The organism is Ornithinibacter aureus, assembly GCF_009858245.1.
Lineage (GTDB): Bacteria > Actinomycetota > Actinomycetes > Actinomycetales > Dermatophilaceae > Fodinibacter > Fodinibacter aureus.
The window spans coordinates 1,871,297-1,889,152 of sequence record NZ_VMSB01000001.1; the positions used below are offsets into that span (position 1 = coordinate 1,871,297).

The following is a 17,856-nucleotide window of genomic DNA, read 5'->3' on the forward strand; positions in this document are numbered from 1 at the left end:
GACGTCACGCTCTCGCCGGTCACGATGGTGAGGCGGTCGGGCTCGACTCGGCAACGGCATCCTCGACCAGTGCCCGCAACGTGCTGGCCGACACGGGGCCGTTGACGCGCGAGGCGATGCGTCCGTCGCGGTCGAGCACGAGGGTGGTCGGCACCGTGGGGGCCTTGCCCTGGAGCTCGAGGATCAACACCCCGGACTCGTCGGTCAGGCTCGGGTAGGTGATGCCGGCCTTCTTCTCGAACGCCGCCCCTCGCGCGGGATCCTCACGGAAGTTGATGCCCATGAACTGCACCGGCGCGTCGGCGGCGTCGAACTCGGACCACACCTGCTGGAGCTCCGGGGCCTCGGCGACGCAGGGCGCGCACCACGAACCCCAGACGTTGAGGACGAGCACCTCGCCGCGGGCGGAGTCGCTCGACCAGTCGGCGCCGTCGAGCAGCCGGCCGGAGAGCTGGACCGGTTCGGCCCGGTCTGCCGCGGGGATCGTCTCGACGGCACCGTCACCGGAGACGTAGCCCTTCTGGTCGCCGGCCTTGGCCTGTTCGGCCACCGAGTTCGGGTCGCTCGTGCACGCGGCCGTGCCGAGCAGCAGGGTGGCCGCAGCCACCCACCCGGCCCACCGGGCGAGGGGTCTGCCGCTCATGCGCCCGCCCCGGGCTGGGCCTGAGCGAGCAGCGATGCGGCCGGCTCGCTGTAGGAGAGCGACAGCAGCTCGTCGCCGAGGAACGTCAGCGAGGTGAGCGACGCCAGGGAGCACTCGCGCCTGGCCGGGTTGTGCCACAGCGGGCGGCCCTCGGTGGCGAGGCGGATCATCCAGATCGGCGCCTGGTGGCTGACGATGACCGCTTCGTGCCCGCGGGCCGCAGCCCGGGCGTCGATGATCGCCAGGCGCATCCGCTCGACGATCTCGACGTACGGCTCACCCCATGAGGGCCGTAACGGGTTGAGGAACTTCGGGTACAGGCGCGGGTGCTTGAGCAGACCCGCTCCCCCGGCGACCGGCAGGCCCTCGAAGGCGTTGTCCGCCTCGATGACCCGGTCGTCGATGGTGATCTCCAGCTCGTGGCCCTGCGCGATCGGGGCCGCGGTCTCCCGCGCCCGCTCGAGCGGGCTGGACACGACGTGGGTGATGTCGTGGTCGCCGAGGTGCTCGGCCGCCAGCTCGGCCATGTGCCGCCCCAGCTCGGACAGGTGGTAGCCGGGCAACCGCCCGTAGAGCACCCGGCCGGGGTTGTGGACCTCACCGTGCCGCAGGAGGTGGACGACCGTGCGCTGCGGCTCGTCACCGGTGGGCCCGGCCCCGCCGGGGCCGCCAGGTGCACGGGGAAAGGTCGACATACCGCCGATTGTCGCAAACCCGGCTGGGTGCCCTTGCACCCGACCGGCGACGCGGGTCGGCCGCGCCGCCGGCCGGGTTCGACGAGGGTCAGCCGCGCCCGGTGTCGGCCGCGGCCGCAGCGGCCCCCGGCAGCGCTGCCAGCACCCGCTCGACGGCTGCGTCGTCGTGCGCCCCGGAGACGAACCACGACTCGAAGGCGCTCGGCGGCAGGTACACCCCGGCATCCAGCATGGCGTGGAAGAAGCGGCCGAAGGCCGCGGCGTCCTGCTGGCGCGCGTCGTCGTAGGTGCGCACCGCCCCCTCGCGGAAGAAGACGGAGAACATCGAGCCCGCCCACTGGACGCGGTGGGGCACCCCGGCCGCGCTCAGGGCATCGGATGCCGCGGCGGCGATCGCGCTCGACACCTCACGCAGGCGGGCGTAGAGCGCGTCGTCGCAGGCGCGCAGCGTGGCCAGCCCGGCCGCCGTGGCGACGGGGTTCCCGGAGAGGGTGCCCGCCTGGTAGACCGGCCCGTCGGGGGCGAGCAGGGCCATGACGTCGGCCCGGCCGCCGAACGCTGCAGCGGGAAAGCCCCCACCCATGACCTTGCCGAACGTCATGAGGTCGGGCGCCAGGTCGAGCCCTTCGTGACCCCACCAGCCGGCGCGACTGACGCGGAACCCGGTCATCACCTCGTCCGACACCAACAGCGCGCCGTGCTCGGCCGTCACCCGGCGCAGGGCCTGCGTGAACCCCGGGTCCGGGGGGACGACGCCCATGTTGCCGGCCGCGGCCTCGGTGACGAGGCAAGCGATCTCGCTGCCCCGGGCGGCGAAGACGGCCTCGAGCGCGTCGACGTCGTTGTAGGGCAGGACGAGGGTCTCGGCGGCCATCTCGGCGGGCACCCCGGCCGAGTCCGGCAGCGCGAACGTGGCCAGCCCCGAGCCGGCGCTGACCAGCAGCGAGTCGACGTGGCCGTGGTAGTGCCCGGCGAACTTCACGACCAGGCTGCGGCCCGTGAAGCCGCGGGCGAGGCGGATGGCGCTCATGGTCGCCTCGGTGCCGCTGGAGACCAGGCGCACCTGCTGCACGGGGTCGACGCGGGCGACGATCTCCTCGGCGAGCAGCACCTCGTTCTCCGAGGGGGTGCCGAAGCTGAACCCGCGAGCGGCGGCCGAGCGGACGGCATCCAGCACGGCGGGGTGCGCGTGACCGAGGATCATCGGCCCCCAGCTGCACACGAGGTCCACGTACTCGCGGCCGTCGACGTCGGTGAGGTACGGGCCGCGCCCGCTCGCCATGAACCGGGGGGTGCCACCGACCGCGCGGAAGGCGCGCACCGGGGAGTTGACCCCGCCGGGGGTGACGGCGCGGGCGCGCTCGAGGAGGGCGGCGGATGCCGGGGCGTCGCTCGCGGTGGACGCGCTGGTCGCGGTGCGGCTGGCGTGGGGTGTCGGGTCAGGGCTCACCCCACCATTGTCCGACACCCCTGGTTGCCCGGCCTCGGCCAGGGTCGGGCGAGGTCTCGGACCGACGGGTCAGGCGATGGTGACGGCGCCGCGCATGGTCGGGTCGGCGGCGTAGGCGTCGCGCACGATCTGCATCGTGGCACCCAGGGTGGCTAACTGCTCGGCAGTCAGCACGTCGATGAGATGGCGCCGGACGCTCGCGATGTGGACGACGGCGAAGGAGTCGAGCGCGACCCGCCCGCCCTCGGTGAGGCGCAGCAGCACCCCACGGCCGTCGTCGGGGGCCGGCGTTCGGCGCACCCAGCCGCGACGCTCGAGCCGGGCGGCCGTGTGGGTCACGCGGCTGCGGGACTGCACGATGAGGGACGCCAGCGTCGACATCCGCATCTGCGCGTCGGGTGCCTCGGAGAGCATCGACATCAGCTCGTACTCGGGCAGGCTGATCCCGACGTCCTGGAGGTCACGCTCGAACGCCACCGTGAGCTCACGAGAGGCGCGCAGGTAGGCGCGCCAGGCGATCTGCTCCTCGTGGCTGAGCCACCGGACCCCAGGCTCGCCGTCAACACCACCCGTGTCGTCGGCTGACGTCACTCCTGCCATCACTGACCCACTCATCGCGCCTCCCCGGTTCACCGAACTCGCCCATCGTGGCACGGGACTGCAGATATCCGTGGGTGCTCCGATCCATGTGGCCATCTGCACAGACGTCCCTCCTGAGAACGACCTGAGATGCACGTCCATCACAGTGTCTCACATGGCGAGACACGGGAATGGATGCCGCGGCCGGTTTGGTTGAAGAGACAACTAGCGAGTGCTAGGCCACGACAAAGGAGACTTCATGAGCAACGCGCGCACCACCCTGGACGGCCTCACCCCCGGCACCTGGAGCATCGACCCCACCCACGCCGAGGTGGGTTTCATCGCCCGCCACCTCATGGTGGCCAAGGTCCGCGGCAAGTTCACCGAGTTCGCCGGCACCGTCGAGGTGGCCGAGCAGCTCGCTGACAGCGTCGCGAACGTGACCATCAAGACGGCATCCGTCGACACGGGCACCGCCGACCGCGACGCCCACCTGCGCAGCGCCGACTTCTTCGACTCCGAGACCTACCCGGAGATGACCTTCGTCAGCACCTCGTTCGATGGTTCCACCCTCGTCGGGGACCTGACGATCAAGGGCGTCACCAAGCCCGTGACCCTCGACGTCGAGTTCAACGGTGTCGCGACCGACCCGTGGGGCAACGACAAGGCCGGCTTCGAGGCCAAGGGCGAGCTCAACCGCACCGACTGGGGCCTGACCTGGAACGCGGCCCTCGAGAAGGGTGGCGTGCTCGTCTCCGAGAAGATCACGCTCGTCATCGACGTGGAGCTCGGCAAGCAGGCCTGAGCCACACCCGACTCATGGCGAACGGCCTACCTCGGACGAGGTGGGCCGTTCGCCATGAGTCGCCCGTGATGCTGCGTCTAGGGTGAGCCCATGGCTGACGCAGCGCGCACCACCTACCTGCTCGTCGACGGCGAGAACATCGACGCCACGCTGGGCACCTCGATCCTCGGCCGCCGACCGCGCCCGGAGGAGCGTCCCCGGTGGGAGCGGCTGCTGCAGTTCGCGCGCGATCAGTGGGACCAGCCTGCTCAGGGCCTGTTCTTCCTCGCGGCCAACTCCGAGCTGCCCATGACGTTCGTGCAGGCCCTGCTCGCCATCGGCTACCGCCCCATCCCGCTGTCAGGCGCACCGGGGCAGAAGGTCGTCGACATCGCCATCCAGCGCACGCTGACCGAGCTGCGCACGCGCGAGGCCGACGTCGTCCTCGTCAGCAACGACGGTGACTTCGTCGAGGAGGTCGGCGAGCTGCTCGACGGGCGCCGCGTGGGCCTCGTCGGATTCGTGGAGTTCCGCAACCACGCGTTCAACCAGCTCGTCGAGCTCGGGCTGGAGACCTTCGACCTCGAGTACGACGTCATGGCCTTCAACGAGCGGCTCCCGCGCGTGCGGGTCATCGCCATCGACGAGTTCGACCCGGCCCAGTTCCTCTGACCGGCCCTGCCGGGGTCAGTGGGAGACGACCGGGGTGCCGATGGGGGCGAAGTCGTAGACCCACTTCGCGACCCCGACCGGCAGGTTGACGCAGCCGTGTGACGCGGAGTAGCCGAACGATGACCGCCAGGGCGCTCCGTGCAGGGCGAAGCCCTCGTGGAAGAACGAGCTCCACGGCACGTTGGGCGTCTCGTAGCGCGTGCCATCCGCGTTGTTGCCGCGCATCGTCATCAGCTCGCGCTTGTAGTAGACCTTGAACGTGCCGCGCACGGTCGGCTTCTCGGCCTGCCCATCGACCATGGCGATCGGGCCGTAGACGGCCTTCGCCCCGATGTAGGCCGTCATGGTGTGCCGGCTGAGGTTGACGTCGATCCACTTCTCGCCCGGGGCCGCGGGGTACGCGAGGCGCTCGGCGCCGTCCGCGATGGTCCGCTCCTTCCACGTGGCCTTGGTGGTCTTGTAGTCGAAGGTGCCCTCGTAGGCCTTGCCCCCGGACAGGGCGGCCACCGCAGCCGTGGCGAGCGCATCGGCGTTGGAGACCTCCTTGCCGTCGCGAGCCTTGGTCACCACGGTCTTGACGTCACCGGACTGGGTCACGTTGCGCAGACCCGCGCGTGGCTCGACCTTGGCCTCCTTGGCCAGCTTGGCCGCCCACGCCTTGACCTTGTCGGCCCTGATCGTCGGCTCACCCAGCGCCCCGTCGGTGACCGGGATGCTGATCCACGAGACCTTGCGCGCCACGGACGCCTTGTGCGTGTCCTCACCGTCGGAGACCGCCACGGGGGTCTTGGCCAGCGCATTGGCCTTGTCCGCCACGGCCTGCGCCTCATCGGTGGTCACGTCGGGCACGGCCTCGGTGAACTCGACGACGGTGCTCGCCGAGGTGAGGTCACGCGCCGCCGCTCCCACGGCATCCTGGAAGGTGCTCTCGACGACGGTCTTGCCGGCGACGGCCGGGACGACGACGAACGACTTCTTGTCCTTGGCGAGCGTCACCGTGGCGTCGACGCCGATGCCACCGGAGTCCTTGACGAGGTCGGCGATGACCACGTCGGTCGCAGCGGGGTCGGTGGTCACGACGGCGTCGACCTCGCGGCTGGACATCAGGGACGTGGCGTACGTCGACCAGGTGCGGTTGGCGAAGACGGCGTCGACCGTCGCGTCGACGTCGACCGCGTAGCCCAGGTCGGCCAGGGATGCCGTGCGGGTCGCCTCGCCGGCCTCCAGCGTCACCTCGACGTCGTCGGCGCGCTCACGCACCGCGGCCGCCACCTCATCGCGCGAGAGCCCGGCCACGGACTGGCCCGCCACCGTGCTGCCCGGGAGGGCGCGGTCCTGGAAGTGGGCGGCATACGCCGTGCCTGCACCCCCGAGCACCACCGCGAGCCCCGCCACGCCGCCGAGCAGCACCTTCTTACGCCCGGTCATGCTCGTTTCGCTCCGCATCTGCATCCCGCCGGCGCACGAAATGCGCCTATCACACCACCATGATGGTGCACGAACCCGGGTTCGCCCAATCCGCCGATCGGTCGACGCACGGCGCGCGACCACGGCGCCTGCGTCACAGGCGGGCAGCAGCCTCGAGGGCGTAGTAGGTGAGCACGATCTGGGCGCCGGCCCGTCGGATACCCGTGAGCGATTCCAGCATGACGCGGTCGCGATCGATCCAACCCCGTTCCGCAGCGGCCTCGATCTGGGAGTACTCCCCCGAGATCTGGTAGGCGGCAACGGGAACCGGCGACAGCGCGGCGGCTGCGGCGATGATGTCGAGGTGCGGGCCGGCCGGCTTGACCATGACGATGTCGGCGCCTTCGGCGATGTCCAGCTCGAGCTCACGCACGGCCTCGGTCGCGTTGGCCGGGTCCTGCTGGTAGGCCCCCGGTCACCGACGAGCGAGGACTGCACGGCCTCGCGGAACGGCCCGTAGAGCCCGGAGGTGTACTTCGCGGCGTAGGCCAGGAGCACGGTGTCGGTGTGCCCCGCGGCATCCAGCGCCGCGCGCACGTGCGCCACCTGGCCGTCCATCATCCCCGAGAGCCCGAGGACGTGGGCCCCGGTCGCCGCCTGCGCCAGCGCCATCGCGGCGTACCGCTCGAGGGTGGCGTCGTTGTCGACCGACCCGTCGTCCCCGAGCACGCCGCAGTGGCCGTGGTCGGTGAACTCGTCCAGGCACAGGTCCGCCATGACGACGAGGTCGTCACCGACCGCCTCGACCAACCGGGCGAGGGCGACGTTGAGGATGCCGTCGGGGTCGTCCGCGCCGGACCCTTGCGCGTCCTTGGTGATCGGGACCCCGAACACCATGATCCCGCCGAGCCCGGCCTGCACGCAGCGGTGGGCCTCCTCGACGAGGGAGTCGAGCGTGTGCTGCACGACGCCGGGCATGGCCGAGATCGGCACCGGCTCCTCGATGCCCTCGCGCACGAAGACGGGGAGCACCAGGTCGGCCGGGTGCAGCCTCGTCTGCGCCACCAGACGCCGGATCGCGGGGGTGCGCCGCAGCCGGCGGGGCCGGCTCTGTGGGAAAGCCATCACGTGGCGCGGCGGCGCGAACCCGGACGACGCTGGCTCGGGCGCAGGACGACCTCGCCGGCCTCCTGGGCCGCCAGGGCCAACGAGCGGCCGTGGTCGGCCAGTGCGTCGACGAGCGCCTCGGCGTTGGCGACCGGGGGGAGCACGTCGACCCGCAGGCCGAGCTCCTCCGCGGTCTTGGCCGTGGCCGGGCCGATGCACGCGACGACCGTGGTCGGGTGCGGCTTGCCCGCGATGCCGACGAGGTTGCGCACGGTCGAGCTCGACGTGAACAGCACGGCGTCGAAGGAGCCGTTCTTGATGGCGTCGCGAACCGACGCGGGCGGCGGGGCCGCGCGCACGGTGCGATAGGCCGTCACGTCGTCGACCTCCCAGCCGATGTCCTGGAGTCCGGCGACGAGCGTCTCGGTCGCGATGTCGGCACGCGGCAGGAACACCCGGGCGATCGGGTCGAGGTCGGGGTCGAAGGCGGGCCAGACCTCGAGCAGGCCGAGCGCCGACTGCTCACCGGTCGGCACGAGGTCGGGGGTGATCCCCCAGTCGCGCAGGGCCTGCGCGGTGACGCCCCCGACCGCGGCGACGCGCAGACCCGCGAACGAACGCGCGTCGAGCCCGAACTCGTCGAACTTCTCACGGATCGCCCGCACGGCGTTGACGGACGTGAAGCCCACCCACTCGTAGCGCCCGGTGACCATGCCCTTGACGGCGCGCTCCAGCTGCTGCGGCGTGCGCGGGGGCTCCACCGAGATCGTCGGCACGACCTTGGCCTGCGCCCCGTGGCGCTGGAGGCGGGCCAACGTCGAGGCCGACTGCTCCTTCGTGCGGGGCACCAGCACCTCCCACCCGAACAGCGGCTTGCTCTCGAACCACGACAACGTCCCGCGCATGGTGACAGTGGACCCCACGACGGCCAGCACGGGGAAGCGGCCGTCGGCCATCGTCGCGCCGGCAGAGGACAGCGTCGTCGTCACGGTTCGCTGGTCGGTGCTCGTGCCGCGCTCGGTGACGGCGACGGGAGTTGCCCCGTCACGACCGGCGGCGATGAGGGCGTCGAAGGTCTGGGCGGCCTTGTCCGGTGCCCCGATGACGACGACGGTGACCTTGGGGTCGAGCGCGCCCGTGAGGTCGACGCCGCGAGCCCCGGCGACGAGGACGTGCACCCCGGTGGAGCTGGCCGACGTCAGCGGCACCCCGGCGTACGAGGGAACGGCCGTGACCGAGCTGACGCCCGGAACCACCTCGAAGGACACCCCTGCCTTCACGCAGGCGGTGGCCTCCTCGGCGAGCCCGTTGAAGACTGCGGGGTCACCGTCCATGAGGCGCACGACGAGACCGCCCGGGTGCGCCTTCGCCGCCCGCACGACGAGCTTGGCGCGCGACGCGTGGGTGAGGTTCTCACCGTGGTCGCCGTGGCCGGCATCCACGACGAGGGTGCCGGGTGCGCACCACCGCTCGACGACGTCGTGCCGCGCCACCTGGTCGATGACGACGGCATCCGCAGCGGCGAGCAGCTCGCTGGCGCGCACGGTGAGCAGCCCGGTGTCGCCGGGCCCGGCGCCGACGAAGGCCACCTGGGCCGGCGTGCGGGGGGTGGAGGGGGAGGTCGAACGCGTGGGGCTCACAAGGCACGCTCCGTGGCGGGGTGGTCGGTCGTTGGGGAGTGGTCGGTCGTGGGGCTGTCGGACATCAGCTGGGCTGCGCCGTCCTCGAGGAGCAGGTGCGCGAGGCGCCTGCCGAGGTCTGCGGGGGTGGCGGGGTCCCCGACGAGCGAGCGGCGCAGGTCAGCCGTCCCGTCGTGCGAGGTGACGACGGCTCGCAGGGAGAGCTCAGGGCCGTCGACGCCTTCGACGACCTCGGCGAGTGCGCCGACGGGGGCGGAGCACCCGGCCTCGAGCTCGGCGAGCAGCGCCCGCTCGGCCGTGGTGCACGCGCGGGTGTCGTGGTCGTCGAGCACGGCGACGAGGGATGCCGTGTGCGCGTCGTCCGCGCGGACCTCCACCGCGAGCGCCCCCTGGCCGGGGGCCGGGAGCATCTGGATCGGGTCGAGCAGCTCGCTGACGGCGTCGAGGCGTCCGAGTCGGCGCAGGCCTGCGGCCGCGAGCACGACGGCGTCGAGGTGTCCCTCGGTGACCTGCCGCATCCGGGTGTCGACGTTGCCGCGCAGCCCGGTGACGACGAGGCCGAGGCCCAGGGCCTCGAGCTGGGCACGACGGCGCGGGGAGCCCGTGCCGACCCTCGACCGCGCAGGCAGCTCGCCGAGCGTGAGTCCGTCCCGGGCGACGAGGGCGTCGCGGGGGTCCTCGCGCACGGGGATCGCGGCGACCACGGTGTCGGGGTCAGGCGTGGTCGGCAGGTCCTTCAGCGAGTGCACAGCCAGGTCGACGCGCCCGTCGACGAGGGCGGCCCGCAGGGCGGAGACGAAGACACCGGTGCCGCCGAGCTGGGCCAGCGGGGTGGTCTGGTCGCGGTCGCCCTCGGTGCTGACCTCGACGAGCTCGACCTCGTGGCCGAGCGCACGCAGCTGGTCGGCCACCCACGACGACTGCGTCGTCGCGAGGGCGGATCGGCGGGTTCCGAGGCGGAGCATGCTCAGTCCTCCTCGGGCAGGGTCGGGGGTGCGGACACCAGGGAGACGTCGCGGGGGTCGAGGTCGAACAGCTCGTTGAGCGCCCGCGCGTAGCTGCCGCCCTGGCCGTCCTGGGCGAGTTCCTTCACGCGCACCGTCGGGGTGTGGAGCAGCTTGTCGACGACGCGCTCGACGGCCCGGCGGACCTCGCCCCGCTCGGCGTCGCTCAGGCCGGGCGTGCGTCGCTCGAGGCGGCGCAGCTCCTCCTCGACGAGTGCGCCGGCGTGGCTGCGCAGCGCGGTCACGGTCGGCGCGACGGCCTCGGCGGAGCGAGCCATGAGGTAGGCCGCGACCTCGGCAGTCACGAGATCGCCGGCCTGCGCGACCTGGGGCGCTGACCCGGCACTCGAGAGGTCCTCGCCGAGCTCGGCGAGGCCGACACGGGTGGCGCCGGGCAGGTCGGCAACGGCGAGGTCGATGTCGTGGGGCAGCGCGAGGTCGACGTAGACCTGCGGGCGTCCACCGCGCGACGCGCGCGCACGAGCGACGTCGGCGGCGGTGATGACCCGCCCCGGAGCGCCGGTGGAGGAGATGACGACGTCGGCCTCGACGAGGGCGGCGCCGAGGTCGGCGAGGTGGCGCGAGGTGCCGCCCACCCGATCGGCCACCGTGCGCGCCCGGTCGTGGTTGCGGTTCGCGACGACGACGGTGCGCGCCCCGGCACGGGCCACGGTGGTCGCGGCGAGGGCGCCCATGCCGCCGGCGCCGACGACGAGCACGGACAGGTCGCCGATCGGTCCGAGGGCGGCCTGCGCGCGGGCCAGTCCGGCCTGCACGAGCGAGCCGCTCACGAGGTCGATGCCGGTCTCGGTGTGCACGCGCTTCGCGACCCGCAGGGCCTGCTGGAGCACGGTGTTCAGGGCGGGGCCGACGTGGCCGTGGCGCTGGGCGCGAGCCAGGGAGCGGCGCACCTGGCCGAGGATCTGGGCCTCGCCGACGGCCATCGAGTCCAGGCCTGAGGCGACGTTGAACACGTGGGCGATGCCGCGGTCCTCGTAGTGCACGAACAGGTGCGGCTGCAGGTCCGCCCGGTCGACCGAGCAGGTGTCGGCCAGCGCCGCCGTGATGTCGGTCAGGGCGCCGTGGAAGGTCAGGCACTCGGCGTAGACCTCGGTGCGGTTGCACGTGGACACGACGACGGCTTCGGTGACGTGCTCCGAGCGCAGCACCGCCTGCTCGAGGGCGGTGCGGGCGTCGGGGTCCAGGGCGACCGACTCCAGGAGTGACAGGGGTGCACCGTGGTGCGACAGCCCGAGGACGACCAGGCTCATCAGGCCACCACCTCGGAGGTCGTGGCGGCCGCGGCCGCGGCGACCCGCTGACCGTGGAAGGCGAGGATCTGAAGTTCCGTGGACAGGTCGACGTTGCGCACGACCACCCCGTCGGGAACGGCGAGCACGGCAGGGGCGAAGTTCAGCACCGAGCGGACCCCCGCCGCGACGAGGCGGTCACACGCGTCCTGGGCCCCTGACGACGGGGTGGCGATGACGCCGATCGCGAGGCCCTCTTCCGCGACGAGACCCGGCAGGTCGGACATGGGGCGCACCGGCCGCCCGGCGACGTCCTCGCCCAGCAGCCGAGGGTCACCGTCGAGCAGTGCGACGACCTCGAACCCGCGCTCCTCGAACCCGCGGTAGGCGGCGAGCGCCCGACCGAGGTTGCCCATGCCGACGATCGCAACCGGCCACTCGCGGGTCAGGCCCAGTGCGGCGGTGATCTCGGCGGCCAGGCGCTCGACGTCGTAACCGACCCCGCGCACCCCGTAGGAACCGAGGTGCGACAGGTCCTTGCGCAGCATCGTCGAACTCACCCCGGCGGCGTTCGCGAGCTCCTCGGAGCTCACCGAGATCACGCCGTGACCGGCGAGGGCGGTGAGTGCCCGCAGGTAGCCCGGGAGCCGGGCCACCGAGGCCTCCGGGATGCCCCGGCGGGTGGTCGCTGCGTCGGACACCGTCGCTCACCGACTCCTTTCGCGGGCCCGCGCGGCCGGATCGGAGCGGGCGGGCGCACGCGTTCAGCGGCCCGGCCAGCGGGTGAGACCGTCAGCGTACGGTCTTGTGAACGCCTGCACAAAGTCGTCCGAGGGCCCCGTGACCCTGCTCACTCCCGCGTGTGCTAAAAGCTTCGACAGCAGTCCGGATGCCGTCAGCGCACCGCGGGCGGCGCAGCCAGGGCCGCTCGCAGCCGGGTCTCGTCAACCCGCCAGTAGTCGTGCTGGCGGCCGTCGACCAGCGTGACCGGAATCTGCTCGGCCCACTCCTCACGCAGCTGCGCGTCGTCGTCGATGGAGCACTCCTGCCACCCGACCCCGAGCTCGGCACTCACGCGCTCGATGGTCTCGCGGGCGGTGTCGCACAGGTGGCACCCCGGCCGGCCGATCAAGGTGACCCGCACGGGAAGCGGCTGCACGGCATCCATCAGAAGAAGACCGACCGCCGCTGCATGAGCAGGGTGTAGAGCGTCTGCTGGATCGTCTCGCGCACCTGGTCGGTGAGGTCGAAGACGAGCATCGGGTCGTCGGCGGCGCCGGGGCCCTGGCTGTCGGTGGGGATGGGGGCGCCGAACTCGATGATCCACTTGCTCGGCAACGGGATCAGCCCGAGCGGGCCGAACAGGGGGAACGTCGGCGTGATGGGCGCGTAGGGCAGCCCGAACAGGCGGGCGACCGTGCTCATGTTGCCGATGATCGGCGCGATCTCCTCGGCGCCCACGACCGAGCACGGGATGATCGGCACCTGCGCGGCCAGCGCGGCGGCCACGAAGCCGCCACGGCCGAACCGCTGGAGCTTGTAGCGCTCGCTGAACGGCTTGCCGACCCCCTTGAAGCCCTCGGGGAAGACCCCGACGAGCTCGCCCTGGGCGAAGAGACGGTCGGCGTCGGAGTTGGTGGCCAACGTGGAGCCCGACCGGCGCGCGACCGTGCCGAGGAACGGTGTCTGGAAGACGAGGTCGGCCCCGAGGGCGCGCATGGCCCGGTGCTGCGGGTGCTCGTCGTGGATGGCGAGCTGCACCATGAGGGAGTCGATGGCGATGGTCCCGGAGTGGTTGGACACGACGAGCGCGCCACCGGTGGCCGGGATGTTCTCGATGCCGCGCACCTCGACGCGGAACCAGTGCCGGTAGATCGGGCGCAGCATCGGGTAGAACACATTCTCGGTGAAATCGGCGTCGTAGCCGAAGTCGTCGACGTCGTAGGCGCCGTCGATCCGGCGGCGGATGTAGGCCAGCACCTGCGCCACGCGACGCTCGATGTCCTCGGGTGAGATGCCTGCGGCCTGCGCCCCGAAGCGCAGCAGGCCGATGGCGGCGGACAAGGCGTCCCCGATGTCGGGCAGCGGCAGACCGGTGCGCTCCGGCGCCTCGATCACCGTCGGGTCCAGCGGCGGCTCGGCGATGCGCAGGTGCGGCCTCGCGGCGTCGCGGCGAGCCTTCTCGCGAGGGTCCAGGCGAACCCTGGGTGCCCGGGGCGCCTCTGCCACCGGGACGGGCGCGGACGTGGTGCGCCGCTCGCCGGCCTGGCGTGAGGCCCGGCGGGAGGGAGCCGAGCGCACCTTGGGTGCCGGGCGGTGCGGGCGGCGAGCGGCCTGCTCGCCGGTCCCCGAATCGACCAATAGGTCGCTCGGGGTACGCGCCACCTTCTGCCCAGCCGTCCCCGAATCGACCAATAGGTCACTCGGGGTACGCGCCACCTTCTTCGCGGCTGGCTTCTTCGGCGCCGCTGGCTTCTTCGGCGCCGCTGGCTTCTTCGGGGTCGCCTTCTTCGGGGTCGCCTGCTTGGCGGCTGGCTTCGTCGTCGCCGACGCGACGGCATCCGCGGTGTCGCCGGCGGCCACGACGGGCTCGGCTCCGATCAGCGGGGTGGAGCGGCGCCTTGCCCGCTCCCCCGAGGCCCGGGCCGCGCCTGCGGCGAGGGCTCCCTGTCGCGCTGCCATCATCGTCCCCTTCCTGCGCCGAGAAGGCCGAGAACGACCTGGCTCGCCGTCCCTGCGACCCCGCTCACGGCATCCCCGACGATCGCGGCGGCGGGCACCGCGGGGCCGACGGTGCGGGCGAAGTCCTCGAACGCCTCACGGGAGGTGTACCGCGGGGCGAAGCCGAGGACGGAGCGCATCCGCCGGGTGTCCATGCCGCGACCGAACGCGAGGAAGGACATCTGGTCCGGCGAGAAGTCGGCCAGGCCGAGCCGTTTGGCGAAACCGCCGACGACGCCGGCAGCCTGTAGCGGCATCGGCACCACCGGGCGTCCGACGATCGCAGCGGCCTGGAGCACCGTCAGCACGCCGTCGCCCGCGATGTTGACGATGCCGGAGGCCTCGCCCGTCGTTGCGCGCACGAGTGCGTCGATGGCGTCGTCCTCGTGGACGAACTGCATGCGGGCGTCGTACCCCAGCGGCACGGGGACGACAGGCAGGTTGAAGTAGTCGGTGATCGACGTGCGAATGCGCGGCCCGACGATGTTGGCGAAGCGCAGCGTGAGGATCTCGGTGTCCGGTCGGCGGCGGGCGAACCCGCGCACGTACCCCTCGACCTCGATGGAGTCCTTGCCGAACCCGCCCGAGGGCGATCGCTTGGCACCCATGTCCTCGGTGAACATCGCCGGGTCACGCGGGGTCGACCCGTAGACCGCTGCGGAGGACTTCACGACGAGCCGGCGCACGGTGGTCGACTTCTGGCACGCCGCGAGCAGCTGCATCGTGCCGATGACGTTGATCTCCTTCTGCGGGGTGCGGCCCCCGACGAAGGTGGGTGTCGCGATCACGTTCATGTGCACGACGGTGTCGACCCCGGCCGACTCGATGACCCGGGCGATCATCGGGTTGCGGATGTCGGCGCGCACGAACTCGACGCCGCTGATGTCGTGCGCGGGCGGGATGACGTCGACGCCGACCACCCGGTCCACGCTCGGGTCAGCGCTGAGGCGACGCGCGAGGAGTCCTCCGAGGTAGCGGGAGACCCCGGTCACGAGCACCACTGAGGCCATGCCCTGCTCCTTCACCTGATTTCGACAGCCCCGACCCTAATCGACCCGTCGGCGCACCGACAGGGCAGGTCCGTCCGGGCACGACAAAGGCCCCCGGGGTGCGGGGACCTTTGAAGTGCAGAGGTGACTCTCAGGTCACTTCTTGTTGCGGCGCTGGTGGCGCGTCTTGCGAAGCAGCTTGCGGTGCTTCTTCTTCGCCATCCGCTTGCGCCGCTTCTTGATGACTGAACCCATTGCGATGTCCTCGTCGTTAAGCGTCTGATGCGGCTGCCCACCCTACCGGCAGGCGGTCACGCGGCCCAAACCGTGGCCACGGCGGGTGTTCGCCAGCGCGGATTGGGCCGCTGCGCGAACAGGTTCGGACAGGGACGGCCACGGACAGCCGAAGGGGCGGCCCGACGTGTGGGCCGCCCCTTCGGGGTGTGGTTCGTCGGGTCGGTCACGCCGTGTCGACGAACGAGGTGCGCAGGTACGCGTGCACCTCGTCCTCGGGGACACGGAAGGACCGCCCGACGCGGATGGCCGGCAACTCACCGGCGTGGACCATGCGGTACACCGTCATCTTGGACACCCGCATGATTGCGGCGACCTCGGCGACGGTGAGGAACCGCACCTCCGCGAGCTGACGCTCCGTCGACATCGTGACCTCATTCTTCTGCACGACCACAGCGCCAGGACGCCCCGGCAGTCTCCCTGTGGTGTGCAAGCGCAACCATAGGGGCAGGTGTGACCACTGGGGAAGTGGAACGAGGAAGTTGGGCACCAATGTCCAGTCGACACGCCGTGGCGGATGCCGTGAGTCCGCTCCCAGCGGCATCCCCCACTCGCTTCACATTGGGGCTGGCGCCGCAGCCATCCCGTCGAGAGGAGGCAACACGCCGAGGCGAGGTGCCCGGCATCCGCGTGTTGCCTCCTCTCGACAGACGGTCTGACGAACCAAGCGCGACGCGGGGTCAGTCGAACCAGGGGTCCAGCCCGTGGTGGCTGAACACGGCCTGGCGGGTCGCGAGGATGGCCCGGTCGATCGGGCTCTCCGGGTTGTGGCCCATGCTCCACGGCTGCACCCAGATGGGCAGGCTCTCCGCGGGCAGGTCACCCATCCGGGTGGGTGCCGAGCGAGCCATGGTCGCCTCGACGTGGTCGAGCCACTCCTGCGGCACGCGGGTCTGGGCGGGCACGGGGACGTGGGCCGCGATCGCGGTCAGGTGGGTCCACGACCGTGGGACGACGTCGACGAGCTCGTAGCCGCCACCGCCGAGGGACACCCAGCGCCCGTCGGCCACCTCGTGGGCGAGGTCGTGCAGCGTCTCGTGGGCGCGGCGCTGGGCGTCCATGGTGATGCTCAGGTGCGCCAGCGGGTCGTGCATGTGGGTGTCGCACCCGTGCTGGGTGACGAGCACGTCGGGGTCGAAGGCCCGCACGAGCGGCGGGACGACGGACTCGATGGATCGCAACCACGCGGCATCCCCCGTGCCGGGCGGCAGCGCGACGTTTGCGGCACTCCCCCGGGCCGACGGGCCGCCGATGTCCGAGGGCCACCCGGTTCCCGGGAAGAGGTGCTGGCCGTTCTCGTGCACCGAGATGGTCAGCACCCGCGGGTCGTTCCAGAAGATCTTCTCGACGCCGTCGCCGTGGTGGACGTCGATGTCGACGTAGGCGACGCGCTGCGCCCCGTTGTCGAGCAGCCACTGGATGCCGACGGCGATGTCGTTGTAGATGCAGAACCCGGACGCGTGGGTGCGCATCGCGTGGTGCATGCCGCCGCAGAAGTTGACCCCGTGGTCGGTCTCGCCGGTCAGCACCTGACGGCAGAGGTCGAGGGTGCCCTGGGCGATGCGGGCCGAGGCCTCGTGCATCCCGGGGAAGGCGGGGTCGTCCTCGGTGCCGAGCCCTCGGTGGACGTCAGCAGCCATCGGGTCGGCCGAGGCCGCCCGGACAGCGGCGATGTAGTGGCGGTCGTGAACCGTGGCCAGAACCTCGTCGGTGGCGGCCGCCGGGCTGAGCAGCTCGACGTGGTCGAGCACCCCGAGGGCCCGCGCGAGCCGGGTCGTGAGGTCGAGGCGCACCGGGCCCATGGGGTGCGAGGGGCCGAAGTTGTACGCCGTGAACGCGTCATCCCAGACGACGCTCGTGCGATGGGCCATGGTGGCAACCTACTCCCACAGAAGTCCCGTGGCAGGCTGGGACCCCTCACGTTCCACTTGTATAGGAGGGCACCACCGATGGCTCGAGGCACCGGCACCGAGAACGACGTCCTCGTCATCGGCCTGGGCCGGTTCGGCGCAGCGGCGGCCCTCGAGCTGCGCCGCCTGGGCCACAAGGTCACCGCCATCGAGAAGGACGGCTTCCTCGCCGAGAAGTTCCTCGGTCGGATCAGCCACGTGATCCACGGCGACGCGAGCGACGTCGCCGTCATCCGCGACGCCAAGGCCGGTCGGTTCCCCATCGCCGTCGTGGCGATCGGTTCCTCGGTCGAGGCGTCGGTGCTGGCGGCGGCCAACCTCGTCGACGTCGGGGTGGCCGACATCTGGGGCAAGGCCCTGTCGCCCGAGCACGCCCGGATCCTCGACCGGATCGGGGTGCACCACATCGTGCGCCCCGAGGCCGACACCGGCCGCAGGGTGGCCCACCTCATGGGCGGGCGGATGCAGGACTACATCGAGTTCGACGACGGGTTCGCCATCGTCAAGATGCGCCCCCCGAGCGAGACGGTCGGCTTCACGCTCGAGCAGAGCGCCATCCGCAGCAAGTACGGGGTGACCGTAGTCGGCGTCAAGGCACCCGGCCGGGACTTCACCTACGCCGTGCCGTCGACGAAGGTCTCGGCCCACGACGTGCTGATCGTCAGCGGGCCGACGACACTCATCGAACGCCTGGCCGCCCGCCCCTGACCG

18 protein-coding genes and 1 pseudogene are annotated in these 17,856 nt (G+C 71.8%); 3 read left to right on the top strand and 16 right to left on the bottom strand.

Annotation, left to right across the window (positions count from 1 at the left end; all coding sequences use genetic code 11):
- Positions 1-19 precede the first annotated feature (19 nt).
- From C8E84_RS08865 to C8E84_RS08880, 4 genes are all read right to left on the bottom strand, one after another.
- Positions 20-643, bottom strand: a complete 624-nt coding sequence (locus tag C8E84_RS08865) for a TlpA family protein disulfide reductase (RefSeq protein ID WP_159901360.1) — start codon at positions 641-643, stop codon at positions 20-22.
- Positions 640-1,338, bottom strand: a complete 699-nt coding sequence (locus C8E84_RS08870) for a histidine phosphatase family protein (RefSeq protein WP_159901362.1) — start codon at positions 1,336-1,338, stop codon at positions 640-642. The genes C8E84_RS08865 and C8E84_RS08870 overlap by 4 nt, the downstream gene beginning before the upstream one ends.
- Before the next feature lie 88 nt (positions 1,339-1,426).
- Positions 1,427-2,788 (bottom strand): glutamate-1-semialdehyde 2,1-aminomutase, encoded by a 1,362-nt coding sequence (hemL, locus tag C8E84_RS08875; RefSeq protein ID WP_159901364.1) that lies wholly within the window; start codon positions 2,786-2,788, stop codon positions 1,427-1,429.
- A 69-nt stretch (positions 2,789-2,857) separates the two neighbouring features.
- Entirely contained in the window at positions 2,858-3,388 is a 531-nt protein-coding gene (locus C8E84_RS08880) for a MarR family winged helix-turn-helix transcriptional regulator (RefSeq protein WP_159901366.1), read from the bottom strand.
- 238 nt (positions 3,389-3,626) lie between these two features.
- Here C8E84_RS08880 and C8E84_RS08885 point away from each other — a divergent pair, with 238 nt between their 5' ends.
- Positions 3,627-4,172, top strand: coding sequence for a YceI family protein (locus C8E84_RS08885; RefSeq protein ID WP_159901368.1), 546 nt, complete (start codon positions 3,627-3,629; stop codon positions 4,170-4,172).
- A 90-nt stretch (positions 4,173-4,262) separates the two neighbouring features.
- The gene (locus C8E84_RS08890) at positions 4,263-4,823 is read left to right on the top strand and encodes an NYN domain-containing protein (RefSeq protein WP_159901370.1); all 561 of its coding nucleotides are present in this window, start codon (positions 4,263-4,265) and stop codon (positions 4,821-4,823) included.
- A gap of 15 nt (positions 4,824-4,838) precedes the next feature.
- On the opposite strand, the gene C8E84_RS08895 is transcribed toward C8E84_RS08890, so the two are convergent.
- From C8E84_RS08895 to C8E84_RS08950, 12 genes and pseudogenes are all read right to left on the bottom strand, one after another.
- Entirely contained in the window at positions 4,839-6,251 is a 1,413-nt protein-coding gene (locus tag C8E84_RS08895; RefSeq protein WP_159901372.1) for a L,D-transpeptidase, read from the bottom strand.
- Positions 6,252-6,384: 133 nt separating this feature from the next.
- Positions 6,385-7,355, bottom strand: a pseudogene (gene hemB / locus C8E84_RS08900) (porphobilinogen synthase).
- Entirely contained in the window at positions 7,355-8,977 is a 1,623-nt protein-coding gene (locus C8E84_RS08905; RefSeq protein ID WP_159901374.1) for a bifunctional uroporphyrinogen-III C-methyltransferase/uroporphyrinogen-III synthase, read from the bottom strand. Before C8E84_RS08905 ends, hemB begins: the two are co-directional and overlap by 1 nt.
- A complete protein-coding gene (gene hemC / locus C8E84_RS08910; protein ID WP_246197060.1) occupies positions 8,974-9,948 on the bottom strand; it encodes a hydroxymethylbilane synthase in 975 nt (324 codons plus the stop codon). Before hemC ends, C8E84_RS08905 begins: the two co-directional genes overlap by 4 nt.
- Complete coding sequence (locus C8E84_RS08915) at positions 9,945-11,252, bottom strand: glutamyl-tRNA reductase (RefSeq protein ID WP_159901378.1); 1,308 nt, start codon at positions 11,250-11,252, stop codon at positions 9,945-9,947. Before C8E84_RS08915 ends, hemC begins: the two co-directional genes overlap by 4 nt.
- Positions 11,252-11,932, bottom strand: coding sequence for a redox-sensing transcriptional repressor Rex (locus C8E84_RS08920; RefSeq protein ID WP_159901380.1), 681 nt, complete (start codon positions 11,930-11,932; stop codon positions 11,252-11,254). Before C8E84_RS08920 ends, C8E84_RS08915 begins: the two co-directional genes overlap by 1 nt.
- 194 nt (positions 11,933-12,126) lie before the next feature.
- Complete coding sequence (locus C8E84_RS08925) at positions 12,127-12,399, bottom strand: glutaredoxin family protein (RefSeq protein WP_159901382.1); 273 nt, start codon at positions 12,397-12,399, stop codon at positions 12,127-12,129.
- The gene (locus C8E84_RS08930) at positions 12,399-13,913 is read right to left on the bottom strand and encodes a lysophospholipid acyltransferase family protein (protein WP_159901384.1); all 1,515 of its coding nucleotides are present in this window, start codon (positions 13,911-13,913) and stop codon (positions 12,399-12,401) included. The genes C8E84_RS08925 and C8E84_RS08930 overlap by 1 nt, the downstream gene beginning before the upstream one ends.
- Positions 13,913-14,962 (bottom strand): SDR family oxidoreductase, encoded by a 1,050-nt coding sequence (locus C8E84_RS08935; protein ID WP_159901386.1) that lies wholly within the window; start codon positions 14,960-14,962, stop codon positions 13,913-13,915. The genes C8E84_RS08930 and C8E84_RS08935 overlap by 1 nt, the downstream gene beginning before the upstream one ends.
- Positions 14,963-15,097: 135 nt before the next feature.
- Positions 15,098-15,196 (bottom strand): 30S ribosomal protein bS22, encoded by a 99-nt coding sequence (locus C8E84_RS08940; RefSeq protein WP_003792170.1) that lies wholly within the window; start codon positions 15,194-15,196, stop codon positions 15,098-15,100.
- Positions 15,197-15,401: 205 nt separating this feature from the next.
- A complete protein-coding gene (locus C8E84_RS08945; protein WP_159901388.1) occupies positions 15,402-15,602 on the bottom strand; it encodes a helix-turn-helix domain-containing protein in 201 nt (66 codons plus the stop codon).
- A 313-nt stretch (positions 15,603-15,915) separates the two neighbouring features.
- Positions 15,916-17,106, bottom strand: coding sequence for an acetoin utilization protein AcuC (locus tag C8E84_RS08950; protein WP_159901390.1), 1,191 nt, complete (start codon positions 17,104-17,106; stop codon positions 15,916-15,918).
- A gap of 78 nt (positions 17,107-17,184) precedes the next feature.
- On the opposite strand from C8E84_RS08950, the gene C8E84_RS08955 reads away from it, so the two are divergent.
- Positions 17,185-17,853 carry a potassium channel family protein gene (locus tag C8E84_RS08955; RefSeq protein WP_159901392.1) on the top strand — a complete coding sequence of 223 codons (669 nt, stop codon included), beginning with the start codon at positions 17,185-17,187 and terminating at the stop codon, positions 17,851-17,853.
- Positions 17,854-17,856: the final 3 nt, after the last annotated feature.